This window comes from Glycomyces mayteni, assembly GCF_042428885.1.
GTDB classification, from domain to species: Bacteria; Actinomycetota; Actinomycetes; order Mycobacteriales; family Micromonosporaceae; genus Glycomyces; species Glycomyces mayteni.
Genome location: NZ_JBHMBP010000004.1, coordinates 359,475 through 376,340 on the forward strand (window position 1 = coordinate 359,475; position 16,866 = coordinate 376,340).

13 protein-coding genes are annotated in these 16,866 nt (G+C 72.9%); 3 read left to right on the forward strand and 10 right to left on the reverse strand.

Annotated features, from left to right (window positions below; all coding sequences use genetic code 11):
* Window positions 1-100: 100 nt before the first annotated feature.
* The 3 genes from aroQ to aroC are packed head-to-tail and all read right to left on the reverse strand — an operon-like array spanning window position 101 to window position 3,266.
* A complete protein-coding gene (aroQ, locus tag ACFFXY_RS16960) occupies window positions 101-532 on the reverse strand; it encodes a type II 3-dehydroquinate dehydratase (protein ID WP_382352982.1) in 432 nt (143 codons plus the stop codon).
* Window positions 529-2,091: a 3-dehydroquinate synthase gene (gene aroB, locus ACFFXY_RS16965; protein ID WP_382352985.1), complete on the reverse strand. Its 1,563-nt coding sequence runs from the start codon at window positions 2,089-2,091 to the stop codon at window positions 529-531. The genes aroQ and aroB overlap by 4 nt, the downstream gene beginning before the upstream one ends.
* Window positions 2,088-3,266, reverse strand: a complete 1,179-nt coding sequence (gene aroC / locus ACFFXY_RS16970) for a chorismate synthase (protein ID WP_382352988.1) — start codon at window positions 3,264-3,266, stop codon at window positions 2,088-2,090. Before aroC ends, aroB begins: the two co-directional genes overlap by 4 nt.
* A gap of 222 nt (window positions 3,267-3,488) precedes the next feature.
* On the opposite strand from aroC, the gene ACFFXY_RS16975 reads away from it, so the two are divergent.
* Complete coding sequence (locus ACFFXY_RS16975; protein ID WP_382352991.1) at window positions 3,489-4,766, forward strand: ABC transporter substrate-binding protein; 1,278 nt, start codon at window positions 3,489-3,491, stop codon at window positions 4,764-4,766.
* 65 nt (window positions 4,767-4,831) lie between these two features.
* On the opposite strand, the gene ACFFXY_RS16980 is transcribed toward ACFFXY_RS16975, so the two are convergent.
* Genes ACFFXY_RS16980 through iolC form a run of 7 tightly spaced genes read right to left on the reverse strand, consistent with a single transcriptional unit; the run spans window position 4,832 to window position 12,810 of the window.
* Window positions 4,832-5,830, reverse strand: a complete 999-nt coding sequence (locus ACFFXY_RS16980; RefSeq protein WP_382352994.1) for a Gfo/Idh/MocA family protein — start codon at window positions 5,828-5,830, stop codon at window positions 4,832-4,834.
* A gap of 28 nt (window positions 5,831-5,858) precedes the next feature.
* Complete coding sequence (locus tag ACFFXY_RS16985) at window positions 5,859-6,782, reverse strand: TIM barrel protein (protein ID WP_382352997.1); 924 nt, start codon at window positions 6,780-6,782, stop codon at window positions 5,859-5,861.
* Between the two features lie 41 nt (window positions 6,783-6,823).
* The gene (locus ACFFXY_RS16990; protein WP_382353000.1) at window positions 6,824-8,320 is read right to left on the reverse strand and encodes a CoA-acylating methylmalonate-semialdehyde dehydrogenase; all 1,497 of its coding nucleotides are present in this window, start codon (window positions 8,318-8,320) and stop codon (window positions 6,824-6,826) included.
* 9 nt (window positions 8,321-8,329) lie between these two features.
* Window positions 8,330-10,201 (reverse strand): 3D-(3,5/4)-trihydroxycyclohexane-1,2-dione acylhydrolase (decyclizing), encoded by a 1,872-nt coding sequence (gene iolD / locus ACFFXY_RS16995; protein ID WP_382353003.1) that lies wholly within the window; start codon window positions 10,199-10,201, stop codon window positions 8,330-8,332.
* Complete coding sequence (gene iolB, locus ACFFXY_RS17000; protein WP_382353005.1) at window positions 10,198-11,022, reverse strand: 5-deoxy-glucuronate isomerase; 825 nt, start codon at window positions 11,020-11,022, stop codon at window positions 10,198-10,200. Before iolB ends, iolD begins: the two co-directional genes overlap by 4 nt.
* Entirely contained in the window at window positions 11,019-11,891 is an 873-nt protein-coding gene (locus ACFFXY_RS17005) for a Cgl0159 family (beta/alpha)8-fold protein (protein WP_382353008.1), read from the reverse strand. Before ACFFXY_RS17005 ends, iolB begins: the two co-directional genes overlap by 4 nt.
* Complete coding sequence (gene iolC, locus ACFFXY_RS17010; protein ID WP_382355472.1) at window positions 11,881-12,810, reverse strand: 5-dehydro-2-deoxygluconokinase; 930 nt, start codon at window positions 12,808-12,810, stop codon at window positions 11,881-11,883. The genes ACFFXY_RS17005 and iolC overlap by 11 nt, the downstream gene beginning before the upstream one ends.
* Before the next feature lie 236 nt (window positions 12,811-13,046).
* Between iolC and ACFFXY_RS17015 the strand changes: the two genes are divergently transcribed.
* Window positions 13,047-14,099 carry a LacI family DNA-binding transcriptional regulator gene (locus tag ACFFXY_RS17015; protein WP_382353011.1) on the forward strand — a complete coding sequence of 351 codons (1,053 nt, stop codon included), beginning with the start codon at window positions 13,047-13,049 and terminating at the stop codon, window positions 14,097-14,099.
* A gap of 81 nt (window positions 14,100-14,180) precedes the next feature.
* Window positions 14,181-16,775: a glycoside hydrolase family 9 protein gene (locus tag ACFFXY_RS17020; RefSeq protein ID WP_382353014.1), complete on the forward strand. Its 2,595-nt coding sequence runs from the start codon at window positions 14,181-14,183 to the stop codon at window positions 16,773-16,775.
* The last annotated feature ends 91 nt before the right edge of the window (window positions 16,776-16,866 follow it).

Sequence of the window (16,866 nt, forward strand, 5' to 3'; positions counted from 1 at the left end):
CGTCTCTTTCGGTTGAGGTCTGACTGGGCCGACCGTCAATGGTAGCGGGCGGTCGGACCGCTCACTGGGCAGGCCGCGTCGGCTGTGACCAGCGGCGCGGCTAGGCGGCGAGCGCGGCCACGTGGCGCAGGGCCGCCGTGTAGCCGTCGAAGCCGAGTCCGGCGATGACGCCCTTGGCGTGCGCGGACACGAACGAGTGGTGCCGGAACTCCTCGCGCTGGTGCACGTTGGAGAGGTGGACCTCGATGAGCGGGGCCGTGAGCTGGGCGCACGCGTCGCCGACGGCGATCGAGTAATGGGTCCAAGCGGCGGCGTTGAGGACCACCGGGAAGGCGTGGTCGGCGGCCTCGTGCAGCCACTCCAGCATCTCGCCCTCGTGGTTGGTCTGCCGGAACGACACGTCCAGGCCCAGCTCCTCCCCCGTCTTCACGCAGAGCGCTTCGAGGTCGGCGAGGGTCTGGGAGCCGTAGATCGCCGGTTCGCGCTTGCCGAGCCGGTTGAGGTTGGGGCCGTTGAGCACCAGTGTCGTCATCCCACGAGCCTCTCATAGGCTTCGCGCTGCTGCTCGGCGGTCACGTCGTCCACCACCACGGGGGCGGCGAGGGCATCGAGGAGCACGAAGCGCTGGGTGGCGCCGGTGTTCTTCTTGTCGATCAGCATGGCCTGGAGGAGGTCGTCCCAGCGCCCGGCCTCGTAGGCCACGGGCAGGCCCAGGGATTCGAGGACGGCCTTGGTGCGGTCCACGAGGTCGACGCGGCCGGTGAGCGCGTTCAGGTGCGCGGCGTAGACCATGCCGACGGCGACGGCGTCGCCGTGGCGCCAGCGGTATTTCTCCAGCTTCTCGATGGCGTGCGCGAAGGTGTGGCCGTAGTTGAGGATCGCGCGCAGGCCGCCTTCCTTCAGGTCGGAGGCGACGACCTCGGCCTTGACGGCGATGGCGCGCTCGACGAGTTCGGCGACCACGGGGTCCGCGGCGTCGAGCGCGGCCTCGGGGTCGCGCTCGACGAGGTCGAGGATGACCGGGTCGGCGATGAACCCGGCCTTGACGACCTCGGCGAGGCCCGCGGCGAGGTCGCGGCGCGGGAGGGTCGCGAAGTTGTCGAGGTCCACGAGGACGGCGCGCGGCGGGTGGAAGGCGCCGACGAGGTTCTTCCCGGCGGCGGTGTTCACGCCGGTCTTGCCGCCCACGGCCGCGTCGACCGCGCCGAGCAGCGAGGTCGGGACGTGGACGACGGCGACGCCGCGGAGCCAGCAGGCGGCGACGAACCCGGCGAGGTCGGTGACCGCGCCCCCGCCGACGCCGACGACGAGGTCGGTGCGGGTGAAGCCCTCGGCGCCGAGCGCGTCCCAGCACTGCTCGGCGACGGCGACGGTCTTGCCGTCCTCGGCGTCGGGCAGCTCCATGAGCGTGGCCTCGACGCCTTCGGGCAGCAGCGAGCCCACCCGCTCCGCGAGGAGAGCGGTGCTCTCGGTGTGGAGCACGGCGACGCGCGCGGCCTTGCCGAGGAACTCGGGGAGCCGCTCGACGGTGCCGCGGCCGATGAGGACCGGGTAGGGGGCCTCGGCGTCGCCCACGACGACGGTGCGGACGCCGAGCTTCGCGGCGATCTCGGCGGTCAGGTCGGCCACGTCCCTTCCGGTGGTGTCCACCTCGATGTCGGCGACCTCGCGGTAGAGCGGCAGCCGCTCTTCGAGCAGGCGCCGCAGCGTGGCGCGGGGGTTGACCTGGAGGAGCGGCCGGCCCTTGTCGATCTCGTTGCGGCGCACGGCTTCGGCGAGGTCCACGCGGAGGTGCACGACCGGCACGTCGGCGAGGAGCTTGCGGGTGTCCGCGGCGAGGACGGCGCCGCCGCCGAGGGCGAGGACCCCGTCGTGCTCGGCCACGGCCCGGCGGACCGCTTCGCGTTCGAGCGCGCGGAAGTGCTCCTCGCCGTCGTCCACGAAGATGTCGGCGATCGGCTTCCCGGCGGTGGCGACGATGTCGGCGTCGGCGTCGCGGAATGCCGCGCCGAGCGCCTCGGCCAGCGCGCGGCCGACGGTGGTCTTGCCGGAGCCGGGCGGCCCGACGATCACGACGAGGCCCATGCTCACTTCACCCGCAGGTTGTCGAGGTAGTTCTCGTAGTTGCGGCGGGATTCGCCGACGGAGTCGCCGCCGAACTTCTCCAGGGCGGCCTCGGCGAGGACGTAGGCGACCATGTGCTCGGCGACGACGGCCCCGGCGGGGACCGCGCAGACGTCGGAGCGCTGGTTGATGGCCTCGGCGGCCTCGCCGGTGGTGGTGTCGATGGTGCGCAGGGGGCGCGTCAGGGACGAGATGGGCTTGAGCATCGCGGAGACGCGGAGCGGCTGGCCGGTGGTGATGCCGCCTTCGAGGCCCCCGGCGCGGTCGGTGAGGCGCTCGACGCCGTCGGGGCCGGGGACGATCTCGTCGTGGGCGGAGGAGCCGCGGACGGCGGCCTGCATGAGGCCGTCGCCGATCTCGACGGCCTTGACCGACTGGATCGACATGAGGGCGGTGGCCAGGCGCGCGTCGAGCTTGCGGTCCCACTGGACGTGGGAGCCGAGCCCGGGCGGGAGGCCGTAGGCGAGGACCTCGACGACGCCGCCGAGGGTGTCGGCGTCCTTCTTGGCGGCGTCGACCTCGGCGACCATGCGGGCGGACGCGTCGGGGTCCATGCAGCGCAGCGGGTCGGCGTCGACGGCGGCGGCGTCGGCGGGGGTCGGCACGAGGCCGTCCTTGGCGCGGACGGGGCCGAGGGCCTTGACGTGGGAGACGATGTCGATGCCGAAGGCCTGCTTGAGGAAGGCCTTGGCGGCGGTGCCGCCGGCGACGCGGGCGGCGGTCTCGCGGGCGGAGGCGCGCTCCAGGATCGGGCGGGCGTCGCCGTGGTCGTACTTCTGCATGCCGGCGAGGTCGGCGTGGCCGGGCCGGGGCCGGGTGAGGGGGGCGTTGCGGGCGACGCCGTCGAGCGCGGCGGGGTCGACCGGGTCGGGGGACATGACGGTCTCCCACTTGGGCCACTCGGAGTTGCCGACGCGGATGGCGAGGGGCGAGCCGAGGGTGCGGCCGTGGCGGAGGCCGCCGATGAAGTTGACGACGTCGGCCTCGAACTTCATGCGGGCGCCGCGGCCGTAGCCGAGGCGGCGCCGGGCCAGTTCGGCGGCGACCGCCTCACTGGTCAGTTCGACACCGGCGGGCAGGCCGTCGATCGTGACCACGAGTTCGGGGCCGTGGGACTCTCCAGCTGTCATCCATCGCAACACGCGTCAAGTCTGCCACCCGGGCCGGTGTGACCCCGCCCCTGGTGGGACGCGCCTCCCAGGAATTGGAACGGGAGGGGTCCTGACCGGACGGCTGAGGCCGTTCTGGCCGGTCGGCGCGGTTTCGGGGGCTGCGGCAACGCAAGTTACCGCCTAGTATCCCTGGGTACGGGCCCCGCTCCCCCATCGTGCGGCGCCCGCGACGACCACGAAGAGGTGATCGACATGCGGACCCCCGCGAAGACGTCGAGGACTGCGGCGGCCCTGGCGGTCGCGGCGGCCCTCGGCCTGGCAGGATGCACGGCCCCCGAGGGCGAGGAGGAGGCCGCCGCGACCCCCGGCGTCACGGACGACACGGTGACCATCGGGACGCACCAGCCGCTGACGGGCCCGGCGGCGGCCGGGTACTCGGCGGTCTCGGCGGCGACCTCGGCGTACTTCGCGTACGTCAACGACCACGGCGGGGTCAACGGCCGCGCCATCGAGTACCTGGTGAAGGACGACGGGTACGAGCCGCAGCGGACCAACGAGGTGGTGACCGAGCTGGTCGAGGACGACCAGGTGCTGGCGGTCGTCAACGGCCTGGGCACCCCCACGCACTCGGTGGTCCTGGACTACCTCGCCGAGGAGGGCGTCCCGGACCTGTTCATCGCGTCGGGCTCGCGGGTGTGGAACCAGCCGGCGCTCTACCCGAACGCGTTCGGGTACAACGCGGAGTACACGACGGAGGGCGCGGCGCTCGCGCAGTACGCGATGGAGCGGGAGCCGGGCGCGACGGTGTGCGTCCTGGGCCAGAACGACGACTACGGCGAGGGCCTCCTCGAAGGCGTCGAGGCGGTCATGGGCAGCAACGAGATCACCGAGATCCAGACGTACACGACGGCCTCGCAGGACCTCACCGACCAGATCGGGACCCTCAAGGCCGCCGGGTGCGAGGTGAACATCCTCGCCACGATCAACGGGTACACGGCGCTCGCGGTCGGCACGGCCGCGCAGATGGACTGGGCGCCGAAGTGGTACGTGTCGTCCTCGGGCGCCGACTACCCGACGCTCGTCGGGCACCTCGGCGAGGAGGCCGCCGCGCAGCTCCTGGAGGGCATGGTGTGCGTGAACTTCCTGCCGTTCGGGTCCGGCAGCGAGTGGACGGCGCTGTTCGAGCAGATCAACGACGAGTACAACGAGGGCGCGCCGTTCACGGCGAACACGGTCCTCGGCATGAGCGTCGGGTACCTGTTCGCGGAGGCGCTCGCGAAGGCCGGGGACGAGCCGACCCGGGAGTCGCTGATCGCGGCGGTCGAGTCGGGCGCGGTGCTGGGCAACGGGATCGTGCCGCTGGCGTTCAGCGAGACGAACCACGGCGGGTACGGCACCGTGGGGATCATGACCGTGGAGGACGGCGTCCAGGACTACTCGGGGACGACGTACGAGGTGGAGGTCGGGCACGTGAGCGCGGTCGAGGCCGCGCCGGTGCCGCTCGCGAACGGCGGCATCCCCACCGGGTGAGCGGTGGACGGGCCCGGCTGCGAGGCCGGGCCCGTCCTTCTTAACCCCAGAGCAAAGTCGTTGTCCTACTTGTAGAAAGCGGGCTTCTCGGGGAGGTCGACCGGGACGACGGCCCCGGTGCGGCGGGCCTCGACGGCGGCGTTGGTGACGACGGTGGCGGCGTACCCGTCCCACGCGCTGGGCCCGGCGGGCTCGCCGGAGCGCAGCGAGTCGACCCACTCCTGGAGCTCGACGTCGAAGGCGTCGGCGAAGCGGCTCGGGAAGTCCTGCACGACCGCGGTCGAGGCGCGCGCGGCCGAGCGGACCAGGGGCGCGGCCGGGTCGGGGAGGCGCACGGTCCCGGTCTCGCCGACGATCTCGCACTGGATGTCGTAGCCGTACTGGCAGTTGACGAACACCTCGACGTCCACGCGCGCGCCCGACTCGGTCTCCAGCAGCAGGATCTGCGGGTCCACCAGGTGCGGGAACCGCTTGGAGGTGGAGCGGGGCACCACGACCTGGACGCTCGCGAACTCCTCGCCGAGGAGCCAGCGGAGCACGTCGATCTCGTGGACGGCGGTGTCGACCATCGGCTTGTCGGAGTGGTACGACTCGGGCTGCGTGGGGTTGCGGTGGGCGCAGTGGGCAATGAGCGGGGCGCCGATCCCGCCTTCGTCGAGGACGGCCTTGATGGCGCGGTACCCGGCGTCGTAGCGGCGCATGAACCCGACCTGCACGAGGCGCTTCCCGCGGGCCTGCTCGGCTTCGAGGATGCGCAGGCCGTCGGCGGCCTCGGTGGTGAGCGGCTTCTCGCAGAACACGGGCTTGCCCGCTTCGATGCAGGCGAGGACCTGCCCGGCGTGCGCGGGCCCCCACGAGGTCACGACGACGGCCTGGACCTCGGGGTCCGCGATGAGCTCCTCGGCGGTGGCGACCACGCGGGCCCCGGCGGGGGCGGCCACGGCGGCGGCGCGCTCGGGGTCGATGTCGGACACGGCGACCACCTCAGCGCCGCTGACCCGCCCGGAGAGGCGCCTGACGTGCTCCTCGCCGATCCAGCCGGTGCCGATCAAGCCGATCTTCATGGGCCTCAGACCTTTCCTGTGTGGTGTGTCAGTCTCGCTGGTGCCGGGCGCCGAGCCCGCAGCCGTTCAGGTACTCGCGGGTGCGGCGCGCGATCGGCAGGGGCACGTCGGGCTCGCACGGGTAGAGGTCCTGCTCCACGATGACGAACAGCTCGGCGTCGAGGCCGGACAGGGCGGCCACGATGTCGGCGGGGTTCGGGACCCCGGCCGGGGGCTCGACGCAGACGCCGCGCTTGACGGCCTCCCCGAAGCCCAGCTGCTCGTCGCGGACCTGGCGGAGGATCTCGGGGTCCATCTGCTTGATGTGGACGTAGCCGATGCGCGTCGAGTAGCGGGCGATGAGGTCGAGGTTGTCGCCGCCGCCGTAGGCGACGTGGCCGGTGTCCAGGCACAGCGAGACGTGGTCGGCGTCGGTGCCGTCGAGGAACGTCTCGATCTGCGCCTGCGTGCAGATCTGCGTGTCGGCGTGCGGATGGACGGCGATGGTGACGCCGTGCTCCTCGAACATCCTCTTGCCGATGCGGTTGGCCGTGGCGTGCACGGTCTTCCACTGCTCGGCGTCCCACTCGACCACGTCGTTGACGGCGTCGGTCTTCTCGTCGCGGAACAGCGGCGGGATGAACACGACGTGCTTCGCGCCCTGGGAGGCGGTGAGCGCCGCGACCTTCCCCACGAGGTCCACTGTGGCCTCGTACTGCTCGGGGCGGTGGAGGTTCCCGAAGACGGTGCCTCCGGAGACCTTCAGGTCCCGTTTCGCGAGCTCGTCGGCGAGGACGGCCGGGTCGGTCGGCAGGTAGCCGTAGGGGCCCAGTTCGAGCCACTCGTAGCCCGAGCCCGCGAGCTCGTCCAGGAACCGCCCGTACGGGAGCTGGCGGTCGTCCTCGGGGAACCAGACCCCCCACGAGTCGGGGGCCGAGCCGAGGCGCAGGTTCGGGGCGGTGGGTGTCGGCATTGACGTGCTCCGTTCAGCTCGCGTCGTTCAACTGGCGTCGTTCAATTGGCAGTGGGGAAGTGGAAAGCGGCCTCGACCGACTGGCGGACTTCGGGCCAGCGGCTCGTGACGGTCTTGGCGCGGGTGTAGAAGCGGACCCCTTCGGGGCCGTGGATCGGCGAGTCGCCGATGAGGGAGTCCTTCCAGCCTCCGAAGGAGTAGTAGGACATCGGGACGGGGATCGGCACGTTGACGCCGATCATCCCCACCTTCACCTCGCGCTGGAAGCGGCGTGCGGCCGCGCCCGAGGAGGTGAAGATCGCGGTGCCGTTGCCGTACGGGTTGGCGTTGATGAGCGCGATCGCCTCGTCCACGTCGGCGGCGCGGGCGACGGCGAGGACCGGCCCGAAGATCTCCTCGTCGTACGCGGCCATGCCGGGCGCGACCCTGTCGAGCACCGTGGGGCCCACGAAGAACCCGTCCTCGTGGCCCGGCACGGTCAGGCCGCGGCCGTCCACCACCGGGACCGCGCCCTGCTCGATCCCGGCGCCCACGAGCGCGGCGACCCGGTCGCGCGAGGCGGCGGTCACCACCGGGCCCATCTCCGAGGCCGGGTCGTCGCCGGGGCCGACCTTGACCGCTTCCGCCTTGCGGCGCAGCACCTCCACGAGCGCGTCGCCCGCCTCACCGACGGCGACGCCGACGGAGATCGCCATGCAGCGCTGGCCCGCGGAACCGAACGCGGCGGCCGTCAGGTGGTCGGCGGCGAACTCCAGGTCGGCGTCCGGGAGGACCACGGCGTGGTTCTTCGCGCCGCCGAGGGCCTGCACGCGCTTCCCCGAGGCGGTGGCCCGCTCGTGCACGTACTTCGCGATCGGCGTGGAGCCGACGAACGAGACCGCCGCGATCCCGGGGTGGTCGAGGATCGCGTCCACCGCGGCCTTGTCGCCGTGGACGACGTTGAACACGCCGTCGGGGAGCCCGGCCTCGGCGTACAGCTCCGCGATCCGGTTCGAGACGGACGGGTCGCGCTCGCTGGGCTTGAGGACGAACGTGTTCCCGGTGGCGATCGCCATGGGGTGCATCCACATCGGGACCATGATCGGGAAGTTGAACGGGGTGATGCCCGCGCACACCCCGAGCGGCTGGCGGAAGCTGAAGACGTCCACGCCGCCGGAGACCTGGTCGGAGTAGGAGCCCTTGAGCGCGTCGGCGATCCCGCACGCGTACTCCACGACCTCGCGGCCGCGCACGATCTCCCCGCGCGCGTCCTCCACGACCTTCCCGTGCTCGGCCGAGATGAGCCGCGCCAGCTCGTCCTCGTGGCGCACGAGGAGTTCCCGGAAGCGGAACATGACCTTCGTGCGCTGCGACAGCGACGAGTCGCCCCAGGAGTCGAACGCCGTCGCCGCGGCGGCCACGGCCGCGTCCACATCGGCCGGTTCGGCGAGGAGCACCTCCCCGGTGGCCGCGCCGGTGGCGGGGTTGCGGACCGTGCCGGTCCTCGTGGCGTCGCCGCGGGTGAAAGCCCCGCCGATCCAGTGCTCGATGGTCGTCATCGCCGGTCCTCAGAGGTAGTGGCGCTGGGCGCGCCGATTGTCGATGTACGCGTCGAGGGCCGCGCGCGTCGAGTCCAGTTCGGACACCTCGCTGACGGGCACGTCCCACCAGGCGCTCTGCGGCAGGCCCGGCGAGTGGAGGTCGGTCTCGACGTGGACCACGGTGGTTGTCTCGGCGGCCTTCGCGCTCGCCAAGGCGGCCTTGAACTCGGCGACCGTGCCCGCGGTGATCACGTTCGCGCCCAGGCTCGCGGCGTTGGCGGCCAGGTCGACCGGGAGCACGTCCCCGTCGAGGAGCCCCGACTCGGCGTCGCGGTACCGGTACTTCGTGCCGAAGCGCTGGGAGCCCAGGGACTCCGAGAGCGCGCCGATCGAGGCGAAGCCGTGGTTCTGGACGATCACGATGACGACCTTGAGGCCCTCGGCGACGAGCGTCGGGATCTCCGAGGCGAGCATGAGGTACGAGCCGTCGCCGACGAGCACGTACACGTCCCGGTCCGGGTCGGCGAGCTTGCAGCCGAGCCCGGCCGCGATCTCGTAGCCCATGCACGAGAAGCCGTACTCCACGTGGTACTGCTTCGGGTCCCTTGAGCGCCACATCATCTGGAGGTCGCCGGGCATCGACCCGGCGGCGTTGACGACGACGTCGCGCTCGCCCATCGCGTCGTTGAGCGCCCCGAGGACCTCAGTCTGCGCGGGCAGCGGCCCGTGCCCCAGATCCTTGGCGCGGTCGATGACGCCCTGCCACTCGGCCGCGAGGACCCGCGCGCGGGCCGTCCAGGCCGCGTCGGCCCGCCACTCCCGCAGGCCGCGCCCGAGCGCGCCGATCCCGGCGCGGGCGTCGGCCACGAGCATCGACGCGCCGTGCTTCGCGGCGTCGAGGGCCGCGACGTTCAGGTTCACGAACCGCGCGTCCCCGAACACCGTGTGGCTCGCGGTCGTGAAGTCCGAGTAGCGGGTCCCGATGCCGAGCACCACGTCCGCGTCGGCCGCGAGGAGGTTCGCGGCGCGCGAGCCGGTCGCGCCGAGCGCGCCCACCGCCTGCGGGTGGTCCCACTGGACCGACCCGCGCCCGGCGTGGGTCTCGGCGACCGGCACGCCGTGCGCGGCCGCGAAGGCCCGCAGCTCCTCGGTCGCCCGCGAGTAGACGACCCCGCCGCCCGCGACGATGAGCGGCCGCTGTGCTCGACGCAGGACCGCTAGGGCCGCTTCGAGTTCGGCGGCGTCGGGCTCGGGGCGGCGCACCGTCCACACGCGCTCGCGGAAGAACGCCACGGGCCAGTCGTGCGCCTCGGCCTGCACGTCCTGCGGGAGGCAGAGCGTGACCGCGCCGGTCTCCACCGGGTCGGTGAGGACCCGCATCGCGGCCAGCGCGGCGGGGATCAGCTGCTCGGGGCGCCAGACGCGGTCGAAGAACTTGGAGACGGGCCGGAACGCGTCGTTGACGGACACGTCGCCCGCGCGCGGGTCTTCGAGCTGCTGGAGCACGGGGTCGGGGGCGCGGGAGGCGAAGACGTCGGAGGGCAGGAGGAGCACCGGGAGCCGGTTGACCGTGGCGAGCGCGGCGCCGGTGACCATGTTGGTCGAGCCGGGGCCGATGGAGGCGGTGCAGGCGTAGGTGGAGAGGCGGTCGGCGGCCTTCGCGTACGCGGCGGCGGCGTGGACCATGGCCTGCTCGTTCCGTGCGAGCAGGTAGGGCATGTCGTCGTCGCCGGTGCGGGCGGCCTGGAGGAGGGCCTGCCCGAGTCCGGCGACGTTGCCGTGGCCGAAGATCCCGAACGCGCCGTTGACCAGTCGGCGGCGTTCACCGTCGCGCTCGGTCCACTGGTTCGCGAGGAAGCGGACGAGGGCCTGGGCGGTGGTGAGGCGGACGGTGCTCATCGGGCGGTCTCCCAGGTGGTGCGGACCCAGGCGTGGGCGGGGTCGTCGGTGATGCGCCAGGCGCGTTCGTCGCCGGGTCCGGCCATGACGTTGAGGTAGAACAGGTCGTAGCCGGGGGCGGCGGCGCTGGGGCCGTGCCAGCCGTGCGGGACCAGGACCACGTCACCGGAGCGGACCTCGGCGTTGACGTCGATGGGGCGCTCGGGGGTGCCGTAGACGCGGTGGAGCGCGAAGCCCTCGGGGCGGTCGATCTCGAAGTAGTAGACCTCTTCGAGCACGGATTCGCCCTCGCGGTCCTCGTCGTGCTTGTGCGGCGGGTAGGAGGACCAGTTCCCGCCGGGGGTGACGACCTCGCAGACCAGGAGCCGGTCGGCGTCGAAGGTGCCGGGGAGGCAGTAGTTCCGGACCCGGCGGGCGCAGGCGCCCGCGCCGCGGTCCTCGATCGGGACGTCGGCCGCGGGGCCGTACCGGGCGGGGAGGCCGTTGTCGCAGACGGCGGAGGCGAGCGCGAAGCGGCCGCCGCCGTCGCTGGCGATGGTGAGCGCGGTGTCCTTGGGGGCGTAGGCGAAGTCGGTGGGGCCGTCGAAGACCGCGGCGCGGCCGTGGAGGTGGAAGGTGAGGCCGTCGACGCGGACGTCGCAGGAGCCGGAGAGCGGGAGCACGAGGTGCTCGGCGTTCCCGGTGGCGAGGGTGTGGGCGCCGCCGGGTTCGAGTTCGAGGATCTTGAGGCCGGAGTAGGTCCAGCCGGCGGACTCGGGGGTGACGATGGTGTCGTAGAGGCCGTCCTCGGTGGAGCGGGCGGGCAGGTGGTATCGGTTCACAGCAGGTCCACCACTTTCCGGACGGCCGCGGCGACGTTCCCGTCGGCCGGGTAGAGGAGGGATCGTCCCACGGTCAGGCCGATCGCGTTCGGTGCTTCGAGGGCTTGGGCCCATCTGCCGCGCTGGGCGTCGAGGTCGGCGACCTCGCCGCCGAGGAGCACGACGGGGAGGGTGGTCGCGGCGGCGGCGCGGGCGGGGTCGGGGGCGGTGGGGAGTTTGAGCCAGGTGCGGGCGGTGGTGGTGCCGAGGCCGGAGGCGATGGCGGCGGACTTGACGACCGCTTCGGTGGAGAGGTCGTTGACGGCCCTGCCGTCCCGGCGGGTGGCGATGAAGGGCTCGACCATGGCGATGAGGCCGCGGTCGGCGAGGTCGTCGATGGCGTGCGCGGTGGCTTCGAGGACGGCGGGCGTGGCGGGGTCGGCGTAGTCGATGCGGGTGAGGGTCTTGCCGCCGTCGAAGCCGAGGCGCGCGATCCCGGCGGCGGTCATGCCGGTGAAGCGGTCGTCGATCTCCCAGGCGGCCCCGGCGAGGCCGCCGCGGTTCATGGACCCGAAGACGGTCTTGCCTTCCAGGGCGCCGAGGAGGAGCAGGTCTTCGAGGATGTCGGCGGTGCCGAGGACGCCGGTGCAGCCGGGGTCGGCGAGGGCGGTGCGGAGCCGGTCGAGGAGGTCGGCGCGGTCGGCCATGGCGAGGGGGTCGCCGCCGGTGCCGAGGGCGCCGCGGGCGGGGTGGTCGGCGGCGATGACGAAGCACTTGCCGGAGGGGCCGACGGGGCTCGCGGCGCGGGTGCGGGCGGCGGCGGCCTCGGCGACGGCTTCGGGCCGTTCGACGCGGGTGCGGGTGAGGCGTGCGAGTTCGTCAGCGCGCACGGGCGGCCTCCGCGAGCTTGGCGTCCACTTCGGCGGCGGTGGGCATCGCGGAGGAGCAGGCGAGGCGGCCCGCGACGATCGCTCCGGCGGCGTTGGCGCGGGCGATCACGGTCTCCAGCGGGAGGCCGGAGAGGAGCCCGTCCACGAGCGCGCCGCCGAACGCGTCCCCGGCGCCGAGGCCGTTGACGACTTCGACGGGGGCGGGCGGGAGCTCGACCTCGCCGGAGTCGTCCACGGCGAGCACGCCTTTGGGGCCCTGCTTGACGACGGCGAGCTTCACGCCCTTGTCGCGCAGGCGCTTCGCGGCCTCGCGGGGGTCGCGGGCGCCAACGGCGACCTCCACTTCGTCGAGGTTCCCGACCGCGACGTCGGCGAAGGCGAGCGCGCGTTCGACCCACTTGCGCCCCTCGCCGGGGCTGTCCCAGAACATGGGCCGCCAGTCGAGGTCGAGGACGGTGAAGCGGCAGGGGCGGCTCGCTTCGAGGGCCGCGAGGGTGGCGGTGCGGCTCGGCTCGGCGCACAGGCCGGTGACGGTGGCCCAGAAGACGTCGGCGGCGGCGACGGCCGCGAGGTCGAGGTCCGCTGCCGCGACGTTGAGGTCGGGGGCCTTGGGGAAGCGGTAGAAGTACAGCGGGAAGTCGTCGGGCGGGAAGACCTCGCAGAACGTGATCGGCGTGGGGTTGTCCGGGTCGGTGCCCACGAAGCGGTCGTCCACCCCGAACTCCCCCAGGGCCTTGCGCACGTACGCCCCGAACGGGTCGTCGCCGACCTTGGCGATGACGGCGGCGCGGCGCCCGTGCCTGGCGGCGGCGACGGCCACGTTCGTCGGGGAGCCGCCGAGGTACTTGTGGAACGACTCGACCTCGGGGATGGGGACGCCGGTCTGCGCCGGGTACAGGTCGACCCCGATGCGGCCCATGGTGACGACCGCGAAGGGGCTCGGACCGGTTCGCCGCTGCGGGGCCAACGGTGCCTCCTCTGGGGCATGGTGGGACGACCGCCGGGGAGGGCGGTCGCCGTTGGTACGGAAATGTCTGGTTAGCGCGCGCTACTAGAGCGCGCTAGTACGGATAGAATGGCATGCGCCACGTCACCCGGTCAAGGGGTCGCGTATGAAAAACTTCATTACGAGTAGATCGGAAGGACCACGACCCGATGACCCCCCCGAACCCGCGCAGAGGCGCCGACCGCTCCCCGGCACCGCGGTCGCGCAAGCCCACCATGGCGGACGTCGCCGCCGAGCTCGGCGTCTCCCGCGCCCTCGTGTCCCTGGTCTTCAGGGACCAGCCCGGCGCGAGCCCCGAGACGCGCGAGCGCGTCTTCGAGGCCGCCTCGCGCCTCGGCTACAAGCCCGACATGGCCGCGCGCCTCCTCGCGCGCGGCCGCAGCAAAGTGCTCGGCGTGCTGTTCACCGCCCGCAACCCCCACCACGTGGACCTCGTCGAGGCCATCTACCCCACCGCCGAGGAGCTCGGCTACGACCTGGTGCTCAGCGCCGCCGTCCCCAGCCGCGACGAGCACAAGGCCGTCGAGGCGCTCGTGGGCCACCGCAGCGAGGCGCTCCTGCTGTGCGGGCCCACGATCAGCGAGGAGGACATCGCCGACCTGGGGGCGCGGCTCCCGGTCGTCGTCCTCGGCCGCCACCTCAAGAGCGCGCCCGTGGACATCGTCACCTCGTACGACCGGCCCGGGGCCCGCGAGGTCGTCGACCACCTCGTGGGCCTGGGCCACCGCGACATCGCGCACGTGGACGGCGGCTCCAAGCCCGGCGCGCCCGAGCGGCGCCGCGCCTACCGGGACGCCATGCGCGCCCACGGCCTGGCCGACCGCATCCGGATCATCCCCGGCAACCACACCGAGGAGGGCGGCCAGGACGCCGCGCGCGGGATGCTCGCCGACGACGCGGAGCTGCCGACCGCGGTGTTCGCCTCGAACGACCAGTGCGCGATCGGCCTGCTCGACGTGTTCACGCGGGCCGGGGTGAAGATCCCCGAGCAGGTCTCGATCGTCGGCTACGACGACTCGCACATCGCCGGGCTCAGCCACATCGACCTGACCACGGTCCGCCAGGACGTGCCGCGGCTCGCGCGCCTCGCCGTCGAGGCCGCGGACGAGCAGCTCAGGGGCGTCCGGGAGCCGGGCGCGACCTTGAAGCTGGAGTCGAAGCTGGTCGTGCGCGGCACGAGCGGCCCGCCGACCCAGCGGTGACCCTTGCGCCTTGACATTCACGAATATCAATGACAGGATGTGCGTGGAATCGCTCCCAACCCCTGCGAGGAGAGCACCCCCATGCCGCGATCCGCACGACCGATCCGCTCCCGGCGCCGACACCTGGCACTCGCCGCCGCGACCGCCTTCGCGCTGGGGGCGGCCGCAGCCGCCCCCGCCGCCCAGGCGCAGGACGAACCGACCGACCTGATCACCAACGGCGACTTCGCGAACGGGACCACCGGGTGGTGGACGACCGCGAACCTCTCGGGCGCCGTCGACGCCGGCGAGTGGTGCATCGACGTCCCCGGCGGCACCGCCAACGCCTGGGACGCCATCGTCGGCCAGGACGGCCTCCCGCTCGCCGCGGGCGAGTCCTACGAGCTCCAGTTCACCGCGCGGGCCTCGACGGACGTGAGCGTCCGCGCCCTCGTCCAGCGCCCCGTCGACCCGTGGCCGACCGCCTTGGAGGAGTTCCCGGCGCTGGGGGCGGAGTCCCAGGACTTCAGCTACGCCTTCACCGCGGGTGCCGACTGGACCGACGCCCAGCTCGCGTTCCAGATCGGCCGCCACGCCGACCCGTGGCAGCTCTGCCTATCGGAGGTCAAGTTGCTCACCGGTGCCGAACCGCCCGTGTACGAACCGGACACGGGCCCGCGCGTGCGCGTCAACCAGGTCGCCTACCTCCAGGACGGCCCGAAGCGGGCCACGCTCGTGACCGACGCCGAGGACGCGCTCCCCTGGCAGCTCCACGACGCCGACGGGGCGCTCGTCGCCGAGGGCGACACGGCCCCGCACGGCGCCGAGTCCACTTCGGGCGAGTCGGTCCACGTCATCGACTTCTCGGGCGTGACCGCCGCAGGCGAGGGCTTCACGCTCACCGCCGACGGCGAGACGTCCTACCCGTTCGCGATCGGCGGCGACGCCTACCGCGACCTCGCCGTGGACGCGATCTCCTTCTACTACCCGCAGCGCTCGGGCATCGCGATCGACGACGCCATCGCGCCGGGGTACGGCCGCGAGGCGGGCCACACCGACACCGCGCCGAACCAGGGCGACGGCGCCGTCCCCTGCTACGCCGACGCGTGCGACTACACGCTGGACGTCACCGGCGGCTGGTACGACGCGGGCGACCACGGCAAGTACGTCGTCAACGGCGGCATCTCCGCCGCGCAGCTCATGTCGGTGTACGAGCGGGCGCTCCACGCGCCCACCGGCGACACCGGGCGGCTCGCCGACGGCTCCATGCGCATCCCCGAGCACGGCGACGGCGTCCCCGACGTCCTCGACGAGGCCCGCTGGGAGGTCGAGTTCCTCATGTCGATGCAGGTCCCGGCCGGTGAAGAGCTCGCGGGCATGGCGCACCACAAGATCCACGACGAGCACTGGACCGGCCTGCCGCTCCTGCCCGCCGACGACCCGCAGGCCCGCTTCCTCCAGCCGCCCTCGACGGCCGCGACCCTGAACCTGGCCGCCGCGGCGGCGCAGGCCGCGCGCCTGTTCGCGCCGTACGACGCCGACTTCTCGGCCCGGGCCCTGGAGGCCGCCGAGACCGCGTGGGGCGCGGCCCTGGCGCACCCCGACGTGTACGCGCCCGACACCAGCCCCGACGGCGGCGGCCCCTACGGGGACTCCAAGGTCGAGGACGAGTTCTACTGGGCCGCAGCGGAGCTGTTCCTGACCACGGGCGAGAAGGCCTACGAGGACTTCGTGCTCGACTCGAAGCTCCACGACGCCGACGTGTTCACCGCGGGCGGCTTCTGGTGGGGCGAGGTCGCGCAGCTCGCGAAGCTCGACCTGGCGCTCGTCCCGAACGCGCTGCCGGGCCGCGACGAGGTCGTGGCGCAGGTCGTGGCCGGAGCGGACCACTACCTGGTGGAGCAGGACGCGAGCCCGTGGGACCTCGGGTACGGGGCGAACGGGACCTTCGACTGGGGCTCGAACAGCGTGGTGCTCAACCGCCTCGTGGTCGTCGGCACCGCGTTCGACCTCACCGGCGAGTCGCAGTACCGCGACGGCGTCGTCTCCGGGCTCGACTACATCCTGGGCCGCAACGCCCTCGGCAACTCCTATGTGACCGGCTACGGCTCGCACTTCTCCCAGAACCAGCACAGCCGCTGGTACGCGAACCAGCTCGACCCGACGCTGCCGAACCCGCCCGCGGGGACGCTCTCGGGCGGCCCGAACTCGGCGGCGGGCACGTGGGACCCGGTGGCGCAGCGGTGGCTCCCCGGCTGCGCGCCGCAGCGGTGCTACATCGACGACATCGGGTCGTGGGCGACGAACGAACTCACGGTCAACTGGAACGCCTCGCTCGCGCAGGTCGCGAACTTCGCGGCCGACCAGTCCGGCGGGGTGCGGACCGCGCCGAGCTGCGAGGTCGAGTACCGGATCAACGGCCAGTGGCCGAGCGGGTTCAACGCGCAGATCCTGGTGACGAACACCGGGACGACGCCGCTGGAGGACATCACGCTGACGTGGACGCTGCCGACGGGCCAGTCGGTCGTCAACTCCTGGAGCGTGCAGCTCGACCAGGACGGCCAGGTCGTGACGGCCACCGACGTGGCGGGCGGCAAGGCCCTGAAGCCGGGCCGGACGTTCACGTTCGGGTTCATCGGCGCCAAGGACGGGCGGCCCGCGGTCGCGCCGTCGTGGGTCGGCTGCACCGCCGGGTAGCCGTGACTGCTTTACCGCGCCGCGACCGGGAAGGGTGAGCCCGGGGACGGCGAAAGGGGCGGCCATCGTTCGATGGCCGCCCCTCGACGTG